Raw genomic sequence first — 17,427 nt, forward strand, 5'->3', positions numbered from 1 at the left:
AAAAATAGCACGTTGTAAATTTAGTTTGACAACAAGACGCATAACTGAATAGAGTGCTAGATGCACACAGCATGATATTCGCAAAGAATACTTAAAATAAATACATCAAAACACAGCATTTAAAAGACATTACCGTTGCGCAGTATAGGGCGATCGCTCAGCTTGTCATGTACTGCGGTATGTATCTCTTTAGAAAGATACATAAGATAAAAAGGACAATAAGCAATGGACTCCGCCGTTATAGATAAACCCCAATCCAAACTTTCCTTATTTTTTCGTTCGCTAGGCCCCGGCATATTAATGGCATCTGCTGCGGTCGGTGGCTCTCACCTCGTGGCATCAACCAAGGCTGGTGCGATTTATGGTTGGCAATTGGCTGCACTGATTCTGCTCGTAAACCTGTTTAAATACCCTTTTTTCCGAGCGGGCGTACAGTACACCATGGGGACAGGGCTGACCTTGGTTGAGGGCTACGCGAAATTAGGTCGGCCTTATCTATGGCTATTTCTATTTCTGAGCGTGGTATCGGCCGTCATCAATACCGCCGCTTTGTTGATGTTTAGCGCTAGCTTGCTGGGCTACTTCATTCCGTTTTCACTATCAATGGCATCACTCAGCATCATTGTGATTGTCACCTGCCTGATCATATTATTTGCTGGCCATTACAAAGCGCTCGATACGCTATCTAAAGTGATCATGTCGGTGTTAACCATCGCGACTTTACTCGCTGTTTCTATCGCCTTTGGTAACCCTGTTGAACAAGTGGCCAACTTCGAGCCGCCGTCACCTTGGTCTATTGCGGCTATTGGTTTTATCGTTGTGACAATGGGGTGGATGCCTGCACCGATAGAGATCTCCTGTTTAACCTCAGCATGGCTAAAACGCCAATCAAGCCAGCAAGAAGTAACATACCGCTCTGCTCTATTTGACTTTAATGTCGGTTATATTGGCACGGCGTTTCTTGCCATTATCTTTGTATCGCTAGGCTCTTTGATGCTTTATGGTTCTGGCGTTGCGCTTGAAAGCTCTGGCGTTGGCTTCTCCCACCAATTGGTTGGCTTATATGCGGCAACGATTGGCGAATGGTCTCGTTACTTAATCGCGGTAATTGCGTTTTTCTGTATCTTTGGCAGCACGATTACCGTTATTGATGGCTATTCGCGCGTTATTTCGGATTCTCAACGCCTACTGCGCTCACAACCAGACACTAACCCTAAAACCACTTCAGCGATCATGCTGGTAGTCTCCTTACTTGCATTAGGTATTGTGGTTTTCTGGGCTTCTGCGTTATTGCCTATGCTGAACTTTGCGATGATTCTCGCCTTTATGACCACGCCATTCTTTGCTCTGCTAAATTACACCTTAGTGAGCAAAACTGAGTTACCTGAGCCTTTGGCTGTTGGACCTAAACTAAAGTGGTTGTCGATTGCAGGCCTGATTTACTTGTTTGGCTTCTTGGCTGTATTTATCTGGTGGAAGTGGTTGATGTAAATGAGATAGCTATCAGTGATTAATGCATTCCGCATAAAGAAACTAAACCGTAAATAAAGAAAAAGGTCTTCAACTGAAGACCTTTTTTAATGAGCAATAAATACTTACTTAGTTGTGGCTCACCACAATCAAACGCAGCGAGTCGAGCTGAACCTGAGCTTGGTTGATATAACTAGTAAGCTCTTTAATTTGTGCGTCGATAGCTTCAATTTCTTCGTCACGAATATTTGGGTTCACCGCTTTCAGTGCTTGCAAACGCTCAAGCTCTGCATTCAAACTGTGCTGCATATCTTGATGAGCTTGTTTGCGTACTTCTTCGACCTTCTCTTCAATAAGAACATCACCGGCTTCAATTAAGCGGTGTACGTCTTTCTGTACCGACGTAACCAACTTGCTACCTAAGTGACGGTTTACAGGGCTGAGCTGGCGGTTAAAGCTTTCAAACTCCACTTGAGCAGACAAATCATTACCACGCGAGTCCATCATTAAACGGATTGGCGTTTTCGGTAAGAAGCGCGCGATACCACTGCGTTTTGGCGCTTGCGCATCTACCGCGTAAATCAACTCAAGAAGAATAGTCCCGACTGGTAACGCTTTGTTTTTCAATAGAGATACCGCAGACGTCCCCACCCCTTCACTCATAAGAAGATCGATACCACCCTGGATCATTGGGTGTTCCCAACTGATAAAGTGCATATCTTCACGAGATAAAGCCGTATCACGATCAAACGTGATCGTCGCTCCTTCGTATGGCAGACCTGGATAGCTTGGCACCATCATGTGCTCAGATGGGGTCACAATCAGGGCGTTTTCACCTTTATCGTCTTGATTCAAGCCAATCGTGTCAAAAAGAGAAAGTGCGAAGGTGACCAGATTGGTATCGCCGTCAGTTGATTCAATTTTCTCAACGATTTGTTGTGCTTTTTCCCCGCCATTTGAATGCATTTCTAATAGGCGATCACGGCCTTGCTCCAATTGGGATTTCAGCTCTTTATTCATTTTTGCTGACGCTTCAATGATCTCATCTAGCGTGCTGGTATCCCCAGAGGCAAGAATTTCAATCAGATCATCGGAGTACTTATCGTAAACAGCACGGCCTGTTGGGCAGGTTTCCGCAAAAGCGTTCAGGCCTTCATCGAACCAACGTGCTAGGATCGCTTGCGATGTGCCTTTCAGGTAAGGAACATGAATGTCGATATCGCGATTTTGACCGATACGGTCCAAACGACCAATACGTTGCTCAAGCAAGTCTGGGTTAAATGGCAAGTCGAACATGACAAGTTGGTTGGCAAACTGGAAGTTACGACCTTCAGAGCCGATTTCGCTACAGATAAGAACTTGTGCTCCACCTTCTTCTTGCGCAAAGTAAGCCGCCGCTTTGTCACGTTCAAGAATCGACATACCTTCGTGGAAAACGGTGGCGCGGATACCTTCACGCTCACGCAGTGCTTGCTCCAATTGCAGTGCGGTACTCGCACGAGAAGCAATCACGAGGATTTTCTCGCTGCGCTTCTCTTTTACTTTTTCAAGCAACCAATTCACACGCGAGTCAAACTGCCACCAGCTCGCGTCATCGCCTTCAAATTCTTGGAAAATTTCTTCCGGGTAAAGGTTCTTCATCGCACGTGCTTCAGAACTCATCTTACCGCCAATCATTCCAGCAACACGCATTGATGTAGTGTATTGCGGTGGAATATCCATTGGCATCAGATGCACGTTACGCGTAGGGAAGCCTTTGATGGCCGCGCGCGTGTTACGGAACAAAACACGCCCTGTACCATGACGATCCATCAAGTTATCGATCAGCTCTTGGCGTGCCGACGCTTTAGCTTCTTCGTCCGCTTCACTTTCAATAATACGGAAAAGTGGTTCTACGTCTTGTTCAGACAACAACTCAGTGATCTGGTTTTTTGCTTCATTAGGTAGCTTTTCACCGGAAAAGAGTGAAGTAATCGCATCTGCTACGGGCGCGTATTGCTCTTCTTCCTCAACGAATGCTTCGTAATCATAGAAGCGGTCTGGATCCAACAAACGCAGACGAGCAAAGTGACTCTCACGACCAAGCTGCTCTGGCGTTGCAGTCAGTAGCAACACACCAGGAGTACGTTCAGCCAAGCCTTCTACCACTTGGTATTCGCGACTTGGTTTGTCTTGACTCCACTCTAGGTGGTGCGCTTCATCGACAACCAGTAGGTCCCATTCACCTTCCAGTGCTTGTTCAAAACGCTTGCGGCTCTTGCGTAGGAAATCCAAAGAACACAGCACATATTGCTGAGTATCAAATGGGTTTTCTGCATCCGCAAACGCTTCGATACAGCGCTCTTCGTCAAAGATAGAGAAATGCAGATTGAAACGACGCATCATCTCAACCAGCCATTGATGCTGCAGTGTTTCAGGCACCACAATCAAAATGCGTTCGGCACGACCAGACAGAACTTGTTGGTGGATGATCATGCCCGCTTCGATGGTTTTACCCAAACCTACCTCATCCGCCAATAAGACGCGTGGCGCGTGACGACGGCCAACTTCGTGCGCGATGTAAAGCTGATGAGGGATCAAACCTGCACGCATACCACATAGGCCACGCATTGGGCTCTTATGCTGCTCAAACTGGTTGGTTAGCGCACGGTAACGCAGAACAAAGTTGTCCATACGGTCGATTTGACCGGCGTACAACTTATCTTGAGGTTTGTTAAAACGAATTTGGTTGCTAAGGAAAATCTCACGCAGAACAACAGCGGTTTCTTGCGTGTCTTCACGAGTACCGAAATAGGTGTAAAGACCTTCATCTTCCAGTACTTCTTCTACTTTTAGAGACCAACCTTCTTGGCAATCGATGACATCCCCAACATTAAAGGTGACTCGGGTAACAGGTGCATCGTTACGTGCGTAAACTCGGTTTTCCTCTGACGCTGCAAACATCAATGTCACAGTACGAGCATCCATTGCTACAACGGTACCTAAACCTAAATCGCTTTCCGTATCGCTAATCCAGCGCTGCCCCAAAGCAAATGTCATGAATTGACTACCTCGTTATTAGTTCTTGATTCGTATTTCTTGTTGGTCTACTCATGCCCGTGGGCATGGATAATAGTTTAGATCTGATTCTGGCTTCTGCTATGCCGATAGCATTCGTCATTTCAGTATGAACTGAGTATTTTTTAAGCCAGCTCAACATGATAAATCGGACGTAGCCTATACGCAGAAAAAGGTCGCTAATCTTACTTGAAGCTGTGATTTAGGTCACGCCGAAACCGCACCAAGCAGAAACTTTTTTTCCCAAACTCTAAATGCAATCAAATTGTAAAATACTCATGCCAATTATTAAGTTGTAGAACGTAAATATTACGTATACTTCTAATGAGGGGCGTTTAAAACCATTGCATATGATTTAAGCGCGTTAGTACACGATTAGGATCAACACGGGTTTGCAGTAAGTTGTCTTGCTACTCGGTTGCACACTAGCCGACATCAGCCCGACAACCTCTATTGCAAGCAATCAGAGTTAGGTCACTTCACACCTATTTGGAAACGACCTAACAACTCGCATGCAGAGCCGTACTACGGCAAGGAGACGCTATGGGCGATACCGATCGGAAACTGTTTGTACTCGATACCAACATTCTTCTTCATGAACCCTTTGCCATCTTCTCTTTCCAAGAACACGATGTCGTTATCCCCATGACCGTGTTGGAAGAACTCGACCGAATCAAAGACAGCAAGCGCGACGTTGCAAGAGATGCGCGCGTGGCTATTCGCACCTTGGAAGATTTGTTTAAAGAAGCAACGCCAGATGAAATCTCTGAAGGCATTCCTGTTTCTAAAGACAACCCCGACCAAGGTACTATTTCCATTTTGGCGGATTTTGAACTGCAGGAAACCGTCAAAGCCTTCGCCGACAAAGCCGGTGACAACCGTATTCTCAACGCGGTGCTTTATCTGCAAAATAAACGTGCACCACGTGAAGTGGTACTGATCACGAAAGACATCAACATGCGTCTGCGAGCCAAAGGGGCTGGTGTACGCTTTGTTGAGGACTATAGAACCGACCAACTGATTGACGACATTCAATACCTAACCAAAGGCTTTCAATTGCGTGAAGGTGATTTCTGGAGCGGTATTGAGGAAGTAGAAAGCTATGCACTGGGCGGAAAAACTTACCACAAACTCAGTCGCGAACCCTTCGACCCAACCTTTATCAACCAATACGTTATTGATGAAGACAGTGACTTTGCTGGTCGCGTAGAAACCATCAATGAAGACAAGCTAACGCTTCTCGACCTGAGCCGCGAACGTCTAATGCATCGTAAGGCTTGGGACATCACACCTAAAAATATCTACCAGGGAATGGCGTTAGATGCCTTACTCGATCCAGAAATTGACTTGGTGATTCTAACGGGTGCGGCGGGTAGTGGTAAGACATTACTGGCAATGGCAGCAGCATTGGAGCAAACCATTGAAAAAAGCATGTTCGATAAAATTATCGTAACACGTAACACGCCAGATATCGGTGAATCCATCGGCTTCTTACCCGGCTCCGAAGAGGAGAAAATGATGCCGTGGTTAGCGGCGGTGACCGATACCTTGGAAGCGCTACATAAACACGATCACTGCACTGAAGGCTCATTGAAGTACATCTGCGATAAAGCCAACATTCAATTTAAATCGATCAACTTTATGCGTGGCCGTTCAATTCAAAATGCGTTTGTACTGCTTGATGAGTGTCAAAACCTCACTGCATCACAAATCAAAACCATCATTACCCGCTGTGGTGAAGGAACCAAAATCGTCTGCTCCGGTAACTTGGCGCAGATTGACTCCCATTACCTCACCCCAGTGACCTCTGGTTTGACCTACATGGTTGAACGCTTCAAGAACTTTGAAGGCAGCGCGAATATTCACCTCAACGGCGTGGTTCGTAGCCGCTTGGCGGAATTTGCTGAAGAAAACCTGTAATTGACACCGACTCACAAAGCAAAAGAGCGCTCTAATGAGCGCTCTTTTTATAACGATTCAACTGAGTTACTCAGTGCCACCTACTGTCAGTGAGTCCAGTTTCAAGGTCGGCTGACCAACCCCAACTGGCACACTTTGACCTGCTTTACCACATACGCCAACGCCCTTGTCGATACTTAGGTCGTTACCGACCATAGAGACTTGCTGCATTGCTTCGATACCTGATCCAATCAACGTCGCACCTTTAACAGGGCGCGTAATTTTACCGTTTTCAATCAAGTATGCTTCGGATGCAGAGAACACAAACTTACCCGAAGTAATGTCCACCTGACCGCCACCAAAGTTTGGCGCATACAACCCTTTCTCGACCGTCGAGATTATTTCTTCTGGCGTATGTTCACCTGGTAGCATGTAGGTGTTGGTCATACGCGGCATTGGTAAATGTGCATAAGACTCACGACGACCGTTACCTGTTGGGTTCACACCCATTAACCGCGCGTTTAGCTTGTCTTGCATGTAACCTTTCAGCACACCATTTTCGATAAGCGTGTTGTACTGGCCGTTTACCCCTTCATCATCCACATTCAGTGAACCACGAAGGTCTTTTAACGTGCCGTCATCGACGATGGTACACAGTGAAGACGTCACTTGTTGACCCATTTTTCCAGAGAACACTGACGACTCTTTGCGGTTAAAGTCACCTTCTAGTCCATGACCTACCGCTTCGTGTAGCAACACGCCAGGCCAGCCAGAACCCAATACCACTGGCATCATGCCTGCTGGTGCTGCTTCTGCTTCAAGGTTGATTAACGCCATGCGAATCGCTTCGTCTGCATAATGGAAAGCTTGTTTCACTCCATTGCTTTCCGTTAAAAAGAAATCGTAACCGAAACGGCCGCCGCCACCAGCACTACCGCGTTCACGTCGTTCACCTTTTTGTGCGAGCACGCTAATAGACAAACGCACCAAAGGACGAATATCGCCTGCATAAGTACCGTCTGTTGCCGCAACAAGCATCTGCTCATGCACACCGCTGATGCTGATCGAGACTTCTTTAATCAATGGTTCTTTAGTGCGGATGTAAGCATCTAGAGATTTGAGTAATTCTGTTTTTTGCTGCTTTTCCCATTCAGCTAGTGGATTCACAGCCGCGTAGTACGCTTGGTTTTCGGTGCGTTTAAACGCTTGGACTTTGCCATTTTGCCCTTGCTGAGCAATACCGCGCGCCGCCATTGCACTCTGCTTCAGGCCTTCAGGCTGAATTTGATCAGAGTAGGCAAAGCCTGTTTTCTCGCCAGTTACTGCACGGACACCAACACCACAATCAATGTTAAAAGAGCCATCTTTGATGATGCTATCTTCTAGAACCAGAGACTCATGCCAGCTGGACTGAAAGTAAATGTCCGCATAATCGATCTGGCGCGTCGCAATGCTGGCAAGCGTGTCAGCAATGTCTTGTTCTGTCAGACCATTTGGGGCAAGGAGTGCCTGTTCTATTTGGTTTGTGCTCATAGTTAGCTCTTTTATTTCCGTCTCAATTCATTTTGAAAGCGACTGTGTTGAGTCAGCGGCATATTCTGCCTTACTTGTTGGCTTTGTGACAAATCTATCTCTGTCACCAATAAGCCTACTTCATCCTGAAGCTGTTTATGGATACGTCCCCAAGGGTCAACGACCATTGAGTGTCCCCATGTTTTTCGTCCACATGGATGCGTTCCAGTTTGTCCGCTTGCCAAAATCCAACATTGTGTCTCAATCGCTCTAGCTCGCAATAATACTTCCCAGTGAGCTTGCCCCGTCACAGCGGTAAACGCAGCGGGCACCAAAATGATATCCGCCCCTTCTTGACGCAATACTTTATAAAGTTCTGGGAAACGTAAATCATAACAAATACTCAATCCAACACTGCCGATATCAGTTTCCGCCACGACTATTTGATTACCCGCCATAAACGTATCCGACTCACGATAACTACCATAACCATCGGCTACGTCGACATCAAACATGTGCAGTTTGTCATAGTGAGCAATGCATTTACCGTGCGGCGGTAATACCAGTGTTGTGGTGGTGACACCTTTTACGGTTTGAATGGGCATGCTTCCGACAATAAGTGTTAACTGGTTCTTTCTGGCGATTTCACAGAGCCGCTGTTGAATCATGCCACTGCCAAGTGGCTCTGCATGTTGATGATAAGCTTCGCGACTGGCAAATAGCACTGTATTTTCAGGAGTAAGGACAAGTTTGGCACCTTGCTTGCTCGCTAAAGCACACTGTTTTTCAATGAAGTCCAAATTCGCGTTAATATCCGGACCCGAAGTCATTTGAATAATGCCAACACGTTCCATGTGTTTCCTCCCTATTCCATTATATTCGGTGAATTATTTGGCCTGTTCACGCAGTTTTTCTGGTAGCTTGTATTCACCTTTACTTCGCGAAATTTCTTTCACCGTTGGTGAATCTAGTGGGCCTTTCACTTCATAATTGACTTGAGTGAAGACCTCAACCACCGGAGATATCACCGTAGAGATGGCCAAGACATACAAAGCAGTTTGAGGCGCAACGGCAAACGCAGTCAGCATTGGTAAGCCTGATGTGATGTCTGGTGTGAATTTCACTTCCGCATCAACCATTCTGCTGTTCATATTAGCGATACCGCGGATTTGCATTTCCCCTGCTAACGCATCCATTACGATATCATTGGTGATAAACACACCGTCTTGGATTTTGCCCGTTCCCGTGATCGAGTTGAATGCCATGCCTTTATCGAATACGTCGGTAAAGTCGAGCTGCATCTTACGGATGATAGAATCCAAGCTAAACAAGCCTAACAAGCGTGCCGCACCACTAACTTCACTGATCACGCCTTTACCAAATTCCGTTGAGACGTTTCCTTGCAAGGTTTGTGTCTTCATTGACCAAGGTGCGCCGTCCCATTCCATATTGGCATTGATCTCAAATGGTGCTTGTTGAATGCCTGATGTAATACCAAAGCGCTCCATAAGATCGGTGTTGTTATCACCTTTCATTTTCATGGTTAAGTTGGAATGACTACTCTCTTTCGTCAGGTCCCACCAACCACTCATATCAATGCGGTTTTTGCCGCTACTAAAGGTGATATTTTTCCACTCCAAGCGGTTCTGGCGACGCTGCAAATCAACATTCACTTTGCCCACTTTGTAGCCTTGCAGCCAAAAATCATCAATGTTCAAAGTTAAGTTTGGCATCTCAGCGTGAAACTTGCGGTCAAAATTGGTAATCAAAGGTGCGTTTTGATCTTCACTCGCAAAGATTGAGCTGCGCTCTTTGGTCATCTCTTCAAACCCTGGGATGTACAGATGCAAGTGCTCTAAAGAGACCGATAGATCATAGGGTTTCAGATAGTTAGCTTTCCCTTTAACCTCTTGACTGTCCACATCGAGTTGCCAACTCAAATTTTTCTTGCTTGCAGAAAAATCCACATCATGAAACTCAATCCCACCGAACTGTAAGTTTGGCGTTTCAACTTCAATGCGTGTCGGCAATGGAATGGTTGGCGTTTTCATGCTTGCCAAAACAGACGATGACGGCTTGCTCTCAGAGACCTGCGCAAGCTCAGCCCATTGGTCTAAATTCAGTTCTTCGACACGCACCGAAGCATCGTGCCCGACAATAGGACTAATCCGGAAGCCACCTTTGCCAACCATTAAATGAGTCGCAGTCAGAACCGGGACATCGCCAGCGATATCTATCTCAGTTTGATACTTCACATTTGGGATCTGTAGTCTTGCTGAAATACTCTCTTGGTTGCCGGATGCTTGCAGTTTCGCTTGCCCAGACTCGCCAATTTGTTTCGCTAAAGGATAAGGATATTGACTAGCCAGACGATTTAGCTGCGCCAGCACTTCAAGCTGATAAGTGAAACCAACATCATTGAGTTGCAAGTCAATGTCCATTTGCCACGGCGCATGGCCAGAAACAAGGTTTAACCAACGCTCACCGACATAGGGCTTGAGAGGCTCGACATCCCAATCTCCTAGTGTATTAATTGTCACGTTGTAGCCTTGCTCCGCACTCTCTCCATGGAAATCAAGAGAGATAGGCTGTTGTAATAATTCGGCCGACAAACCCGATGTGGTAACCACATCATTGTCGAAGGTGATACGCCCTGTGGCGTTTTCAAGCGTCATTGGCGGCGCTTCAATATCAACACGATTTTCTGTTAAATCGGCATAACCCCAAGCGCGAGACTCTTTCTCAAAATCAAACGGTATATTGAGTTGAAACTCAGAGTAAACGGGACCACTCACTTGCAGCGCTGTCAATGCGGCACCGACTGAATCCACTAATGGCGTCGCCATCATGTAGTCACGGACTTCATTACCCGGCGCGCTTGCTTTCGCTTCAATCTCGATGTGTCCACCTTCTGCCAACTCAGGGATTCGCCCAGTGATACGCTTGGCATGAACGCCATTTAGTGTGGCTGATTTTGAATCCAAATACATGGCATCATTTTCAAACAGCAAGTCTAGCTGCAAATCCGTGATGGTTGGCCATGCCGTATCAAAGCTAAATTTCGCGTCTTTTAATCCAACCCAAGCTTGGAACATGCCATTATGTTCTTTGTAAGGAAAATCCCCTAACTCGCCATACCACAACAATTTTGCTGTGTTCACTTTACCACCCTGAATCGCGGTCGAAAGATAGTCGGTCAAGTCTTGTCCAAGTGCCAGAGTCGGTAGATAGCGCCATGTCTCACCCGCGTTGTAGAGATCCGCTTCGGCATAGAACGATAAAAATGGGCTTTGTTCTTTTGGAAAATCAAGACGGAATGCCCCCAGGACTTGAAGATCAGGCGTTGCTGCCGTCACTTTATCCGACCACAAGCGCCAGCCGCTCTCATCTTGCTGCCAGATAATATCGACTTCACCTTGTTTGATATTCAGCGGAGCTTGGAATACATCGCCGTACGGAAAGACATCATCAATGACGGTGACTTTTGCTTTAGCTTGATTCACATCCCCCGATACGCTGCCCTGTACGTGATGAAACCCGGGTAGGAGCTCCCATTGTGTCATCGCGAGTTCATCCAGTTCAGCCGAGTAGCGTAAGGTGTCTAAACCGCCGTTCATTGACAATCGGACATCTTCGACCCGACCTTTCGGTGCTAGTTTGTTAATAAGGTCACTGGTCGACTCTGACTCTGGAGCCAACTTGATGAGCGGAATGAGTGCTTCGATGTCGATTTGAGAGAGATTGAGCATCCAGCCGTTTGGTTGCCAATCAAACGCAACGTCTAGCTCTGGCCAAGGGGTATTATCGGTTCTGATCTGAAGTGAGTGGCCATTTACTTTCCAGCCTTGTTTATCTGGTCGAAGATTGAAAATTCCAGACTCAATAAACAGCTCATGATGTCCATCTTCATTCCACACCAACTCGGAAGGCAGTAATTCAACATAAGCATCATGCGGTTGGCTATGTTTGAGCGTTAGCCAAGTATTTAAGCTGACTTTACCCGATTCTGCTCCTGACTCTTCTTGCATGTAAGTGGTCAGCCAAGGTGTGACCGAGACATCTTGAGCACTCACGTAAAACTCACCAGATACATCACGCAACGAGCCATGATCTTTAAAGTTAGCGCTTACTAATAATGAGTTCAGGCGAACATCGGCAATGCTAACCGTGCCTTCGGCTACGTGACGTTTCCCTTGATTGCTCCAACGAAGCTGCTCGATATCTAAACGGCGAGTTTCACCTGACACAGACTTATACCAAATCCGTGAATCGCTAATAGTGAAGTCTTCGAACTGACGTAAAAGAAGTGAGTCGAGTTGGTCAATGAGTTTCACTTCGCTCTTATCCACTTCAGGCTTCGATTCTTGACGATGAGAAGTCGGCAGAATGTCTACCGTGTGAATGTCTAAAGCGAGGTTATGAATGGTAAGGTCTGCAACTACAGGTTTAAGTTGAAAAAGAGATTGAATAAGGTCGAACTCAATTTGGACTTCTTCAACAGCGAAGCGTGCATCTTGCACGTTTGGTAGATTTGCCTCTAAACCCAGTAACGCAATTGAGGGATGATTATTGCGCCACGTCCCTGCGACATTGGCAATAGAAACGTCAAAACCTGTGCCTTGTTTGACCCAGGTTTTGATCTCATCTTGGAAATGGTTAAGTTGCGGCAGTGTGACGCGAAGCGTGGTTACTAATATGGCTAATAACACCAATACAGTAACTAAACTCCACGCACAAAAACGCCCAAAACGGTTAACACCAGAATTCACAAATGTTCCAAATTACATCATTACGACGTCAAACTGTTCCTGAATGTACAGGGGTTCAGCCTGAACTCGCACTTGCTTGCCAATAAATACTTCGAGCTCTGCCAACGCATGAGACTCATCGCCTAATAGCGCTTCAGCAACAAACGGCGATGCGTACACGACAAAATTATCCGCGTCGTAAGCACGGTTCACACGAGTAATCTCTCGTAATATCTCAAAGCATACGGTTTCGACCGTTTTCACGCTGCCACGGCCTTCACAAGTAGGACAGCCAGAACACAAGATATGTTCAATACTTTCTCGCGTACGCTTACGCGTCATTTCAACTAAGCCAAGCTGGGTAAAGCCGTTGATGTTGGTTTTTACTCGGTCTTTCGCCAGCGCCGTTTCCAGTGAGGTAAGTACTCGCTGACGATGCTCTTCGGATGCCATATCGATAAAATCAATAATGATGATACCGCCGAGGTTACGTAAACGTAGCTGACGCGCAATAGCTTGCGTTGCCTCTATATTGGTATTGAAGATAGTCTCTTCGAGATTACGACGACCAACAAATGCACCCGTGTTGATGTCGATGGTGGTCATGGCTTCGGTTTGATCGATGATCAAATAGCCGCCCGATTTTAGCTCGACCTTGCGCTCTAAAGAACGCTGAATTTCGTTTTCGGTGTCGTACATGTCAAAGATTGGCTTGTCACCTTCGTAAAGCTCAAGCTTATCTGTTAACTCCGGTACATACTCAGAAGTGAATTCTTTCAGGTTTTCATATTCAAGGCGGGAGTCGACCATGATCTTATCGAGCTCTGTGCCAACAAAGTCACGCAGAATGCGTTGAGCTAAGCCGAGTTCACCGTAAAGTGTTGAACGCGTTTTGTATTTTGAGCGACGCTCCATGACTTTTAGCCACAAACGCTTTAGAAATGCCGCATCTTGAGAGAGCTCTTTTTCATCAGCGCCTTCTGCCGCGGTACGAATGATAAAACCACCGTGCTCATCACAGTAATGGTTCACCACCTTTTTCAAACGCTCGCGCTCTTTCTCACTTTCAATACGCTGCGAAACACCGACATGGCTGGCCCCCGGCATAAAAACAAGATAACGCGAAGGTAAGGTGATATCCGTCGTTAAACGCGCACCTTTCGTGCCGAGCGGATCTTTGACCACTTGCACTACAATGTCTTGTCCCTGGCGTACCAGCTCAGAGATATCACGGACTTGAAACTGCTGTTTTTCGTTTTCTGCCACACATTCGGTATGAGGAACAATATCTGACGCATGTAAAAACGCCGCTTTATCTAAACCAATGTCGACGAAAGCCGCCTGCATACCTGGTAACACTCGGCTTACTTTGCCTTTATATATATTGCCCACAATACCGCGACGCGATTCGCGCTCGATATGTATTTCTTGTAGTACTCCACCTTCAATCATGGCCACACGAGTTTCACTCGGGGTCACGTTAAGCAGCAATTCTGCACTCATGTGCACACCTCAAAACAATTATAAAAATTCTTGAATTAGCTGATCGGTTTCGAACAAAGGTAAGCCTACTACAGCGTGATAACTGCCTTCGATTCGGGTGACAAATCGCCCTCCGAGTCCCTGAATACCATAACTTCCAGCTTTATCGCATGGCTCTCCTGACTGCCAATATTGTTCGATTTCTTCGTGAGTCAGTGATTTGAACCACACGTCAGTGGTAACGACCACTGAATGTTGTTGTTCCGATGATACAACGCTCACCGCAGTCATCACTTGATGGCGACGACCCGATAAGTCAGTAAGCTTACGCTTTGAATCTTCAAAACTTTTTGGTTTTTCTAGCACACGGTCATCGCATACGACGACCGTATCAGAGCCCAATACAACGGAATCAGGCTTAGCCAACGCTAAGCCTGCCTGAGCTTTTTCCAAAGAAAGACGCAACACGTAATCTCGTGCTTGCTCATGAGCCTGTTTGGCTTCCTCAATATCAGGCAATACGATCTCAAAATCATAACCCAGTTGAGCAAGCAGCTCTTTTCTTCTCGGAGAACCCGATGCGAGAACGAGAGATAAGCTTTTCTTCACCGCTTTACCTTACGTGCCATGCACGACGAACTCGTCGCATTAATAAAAACATCCATGGCCAAAGTATACAGTTTATTGCCGCCGTCCACAGAGATAATGGATTAAATACTACGTCCTGGTTCAAATATTCCCCACAGAATATCAAAACTTCCAATAACGCAGTAAAAAAGGCAATTAAAATCGACTGTTGCCACAATGCCATGTTGCGAATCAACAGGAAATTCAGCGCCACAAGGTAGATAACGATCGACATCATCATGCCACGAATTCCAAGCGTTGAGCCGATCAAGATATCCCACAATAAGCCCAACACTAGCGCAGTTCCGACGTTCACTCGGTGCGGTAGTGCCAACACCCAATAACACGTGACAAGGAACAACCATGACGGACGTAACACATCTAACACACCTGGCCATGGAATGGTTTGCAGTACCAGCGCAACGAAGAAACTGACGCCAATCACCATTCGGCTACTCAATACATTATTGGCCATCGGTTACCTCTTGTTCTTGCTCTAACCCTTCATCTACATTGGACCGCAGTACTTTGTGTTGACGGTCTTCATTCGGCCAAATCAGCAGTAGGTAGCGTAAGCGATCAAACTCCACAACCGGCTCAGCCTTGATTGAAGCGAACTCTTGACGCGTATCGTGATCCACATTGGTAACCGTCGCGACTGGATATCCCTCAGGGTAAATGCCACCTAAACCGGATGTCACCAATAAATCACCAACCTGAATATCTGTACTGGTTGGAATGTGCTCCAGTTGGATTTCATCCATTTCACCATTGCCCGATGCGATCACTCGGATATCATTGCGGATCACCTGGACAGGAATTGCATTTTTCGCGTCCGTTAGCAGCAGAACACGTGCGTTGTGCGCTGCGACAAACGTAACCTGACCAACGATGCCTTTCTCGTTGATAACAGGCTGACCAACGTAAACACCATCAATACGGCCTTTATCGATCACCACTTGATGACGATAAGGTGAAGTATCAACCGCCATTACTTCTGTCACGACTTTCTTTTCATCACGGACAAATGAAGATCCCAACAACTTACGTAGGCGTTGGTTTTCTTCTTTATATTGGTCGAGCAAGATAAGCTCGCTTTTCAGGCGTAACACTTCTCGCTTTAAGCTGCGATTGCCTTCAACTAATGCCTGATGAGAATTAAAACGTTCAAATACGCCATCGAACATACTACGAGGCAAATTCGCTGCGTACTGAATCGGTGCAACCATACTGTTTAGTAGGTATCGAACGTTGGAAAACGTATCTAGACGACTATCGGCCAGCATTAAGCTCGCCGACACGATGACAGCAAAAAACAGACGTAATTGCAGAGACGGACCTCTGCCGAAAATCGGTTTCATCTTGTTTTTGACCTGATTGCTTCCATGATTATTGAGCCTTACTTGGCACCTAAAAATACTTAACTAAATACTTTTAGGTATGGAGCATGTTTGAATTACAGAGAGAGCAGAAATGAAGGTGAAGCCCGACATGAGCTTCACCTAAACCTTTATTCTTCAGAGAACAGATCGCCACCGTGCATGTCGATCATTTCTAGTGCTTTACCGCCACCACGCGCAACACACGTTAGTGGATCTTCCGCGATAACCACAGGAATACCAGTTTCTTCCATTAGTAGACGATCGAGATCTTTCAGTAGTGCACCACCACCGGTTAGTACCATACCGTTTTCAGAAATGTCTGAAGCAAGCTCTGGAGGACACTGTTCTAGTGCAACCATGACTGCTGATACGATGCCAGATAGCGGCTCTTGAAGCGCTTCTAGGATCTCGTTTGAGTTCAAGCTAAAGCTGCGTGGTACACCCTCTGCAAGGTTACGACCGCGAACTTCAATCTCTTGAACTTCATCACCAGGGTAAGCAGAACCGATTTCGTGTTTGATCTTTTCAGCCGTTGCTTCACCAATCAAGCTGCCGTAGTTACGACGTACGTAGTTGATCACAGCTTCATCAAAGCGGTCACCACCGATACGTACAGACGATGAGTAAACCACACCGTTTAGAGAGATAACGGCAACTTCAGTTGTACCACCACCGATATCGACCACCATTGAACCTGTCGGCTCAGATACACGTAAACCAGCACCAATTGCCGCCGCCATTGGCTCGTCGATTAGGTAAACTTCACGCGCACCAGCACCAAGTGCTGATTCACGAATTGCGCGACGCTCAACTTGGGTAGAACCACAAGGAACACAAACAAGAACACGTGGGCTTGGCTTTAGGATGCTGTTATCATGCACTTGCTTGATAAAGTGCTGAAGCATTTTTTCGGTTACGTAGAAGTCAGCAATTACGCCGTCTTTCATTGGGCGAATAGCGGAAATGTTGCCAGGTGTACGACCAAGCATCTGTTTTGCTGCGTGACCGACTGCAGCAACGCTTTTTGCAGAACCTACACGATCTTGACGAATAGCAACTACAGAAGGTTCATCAAGGACAATTCCTTGCCCTTTTACGTAAATTAGAGTGTTGGCTGTACCTAAATCGATAGATAGATCGTTAGAAAACATGCCACGAAGTTTCTTAAACATACTCTTCGCTCATCCTGCAAAAATATAGAAGACAAAAATTGCTCTAAATGTACCAATGCCTCGCTGTCACAGCAAGGT

The 17,427-nt window shown here is 46.3% G+C and carries 11 protein-coding genes; 2 read left to right on the plus strand and 9 right to left on the minus strand.

From position 1 onward, the window contains the following. Nucleotides 1-225: 225 nt before the first annotated feature. Nucleotides 226-1,491 carry an NRAMP family divalent metal transporter gene (locus R7E51_RS18000; protein WP_005381130.1) on the plus strand — a complete coding sequence of 422 codons (1,266 nt, stop codon included), beginning with the start codon at nucleotides 226-228 and terminating at the stop codon, nucleotides 1,489-1,491. Nucleotides 1,492-1,599: 108 nt separating this feature from the next. Here the strand turns inward: R7E51_RS18000 and rapA are convergent, their stop codons facing one another. Further along, a complete protein-coding gene (rapA, locus tag R7E51_RS18005; RefSeq protein ID WP_206958314.1) occupies nucleotides 1,600-4,509 on the minus strand; it encodes an RNA polymerase-associated protein RapA in 2,910 nt (969 codons plus the stop codon). Nucleotides 4,510-5,070: 561 nt separating this feature from the next. Here rapA and R7E51_RS18010 point away from each other — a divergent pair. Further along, nucleotides 5,071-6,447: a PhoH family protein gene (locus tag R7E51_RS18010; RefSeq protein ID WP_005381133.1), complete on the plus strand. Its 1,377-nt coding sequence runs from the start codon at nucleotides 5,071-5,073 to the stop codon at nucleotides 6,445-6,447. Nucleotides 6,448-6,513: 66 nt separating this feature from the next. Here R7E51_RS18010 and tldD read toward each other — a convergent pair whose 3' ends face one another. The 8 genes from tldD to R7E51_RS18050 form a co-directional block, all read right to left on the minus strand. Further along, nucleotides 6,514-7,959 carry a metalloprotease TldD gene (gene tldD, locus R7E51_RS18015; RefSeq protein WP_005381134.1) on the minus strand — a complete coding sequence of 482 codons (1,446 nt, stop codon included), beginning with the start codon at nucleotides 7,957-7,959 and terminating at the stop codon, nucleotides 6,514-6,516. An 11-nt stretch (nucleotides 7,960-7,970) separates the two neighbouring features. Continuing rightward, nucleotides 7,971-8,792: a carbon-nitrogen hydrolase family protein gene (locus R7E51_RS18020; RefSeq protein WP_206958315.1), complete on the minus strand. Its 822-nt coding sequence runs from the start codon at nucleotides 8,790-8,792 to the stop codon at nucleotides 7,971-7,973. A gap of 33 nt (nucleotides 8,793-8,825) precedes the next feature. Beyond that, a complete protein-coding gene (locus tag R7E51_RS18025) occupies nucleotides 8,826-12,707 on the minus strand; it encodes a YhdP family protein (protein ID WP_206958316.1) in 3,882 nt (1,293 codons plus the stop codon). A 12-nt stretch (nucleotides 12,708-12,719) separates the two neighbouring features. After that, nucleotides 12,720-14,189 carry a ribonuclease G gene (gene rng / locus R7E51_RS18030; RefSeq protein WP_005381138.1) on the minus strand — a complete coding sequence of 490 codons (1,470 nt, stop codon included), beginning with the start codon at nucleotides 14,187-14,189 and terminating at the stop codon, nucleotides 12,720-12,722. 18 nt (nucleotides 14,190-14,207) lie between these two features. Further along, the gene (locus tag R7E51_RS18035) at nucleotides 14,208-14,777 is read right to left on the minus strand and encodes a Maf family protein (protein WP_206958317.1); all 570 of its coding nucleotides are present in this window, start codon (nucleotides 14,775-14,777) and stop codon (nucleotides 14,208-14,210) included. A 4-nt stretch (nucleotides 14,778-14,781) separates the two neighbouring features. Further along, on the minus strand, nucleotides 14,782-15,270 hold the full coding sequence (gene mreD, locus R7E51_RS18040) for a rod shape-determining protein MreD (protein WP_005381141.1): 489 nt from the start codon (nucleotides 15,268-15,270) through the stop codon (nucleotides 14,782-14,784). After that, nucleotides 15,260-16,156, minus strand: a complete 897-nt coding sequence (gene mreC, locus R7E51_RS18045) for a rod shape-determining protein MreC (protein ID WP_005381142.1) — start codon at nucleotides 16,154-16,156, stop codon at nucleotides 15,260-15,262. Before mreC ends, mreD begins: the two co-directional genes overlap by 11 nt. Nucleotides 16,157-16,305: 149 nt before the next feature. Continuing rightward, nucleotides 16,306-17,349 carry a rod shape-determining protein gene (locus R7E51_RS18050; protein ID WP_005381144.1) on the minus strand — a complete coding sequence of 348 codons (1,044 nt, stop codon included), beginning with the start codon at nucleotides 17,347-17,349 and terminating at the stop codon, nucleotides 16,306-16,308. Between the last annotated feature and the right edge of the window lie 78 nt (nucleotides 17,350-17,427).

Origin of the sequence: Vibrio sp. Vb1166 (assembly GCF_033338695.1) — a bacterium.
Classification (GTDB): Bacteria; Pseudomonadota; Gammaproteobacteria; order Enterobacterales; family Vibrionaceae; genus Vibrio; species Vibrio alginolyticus.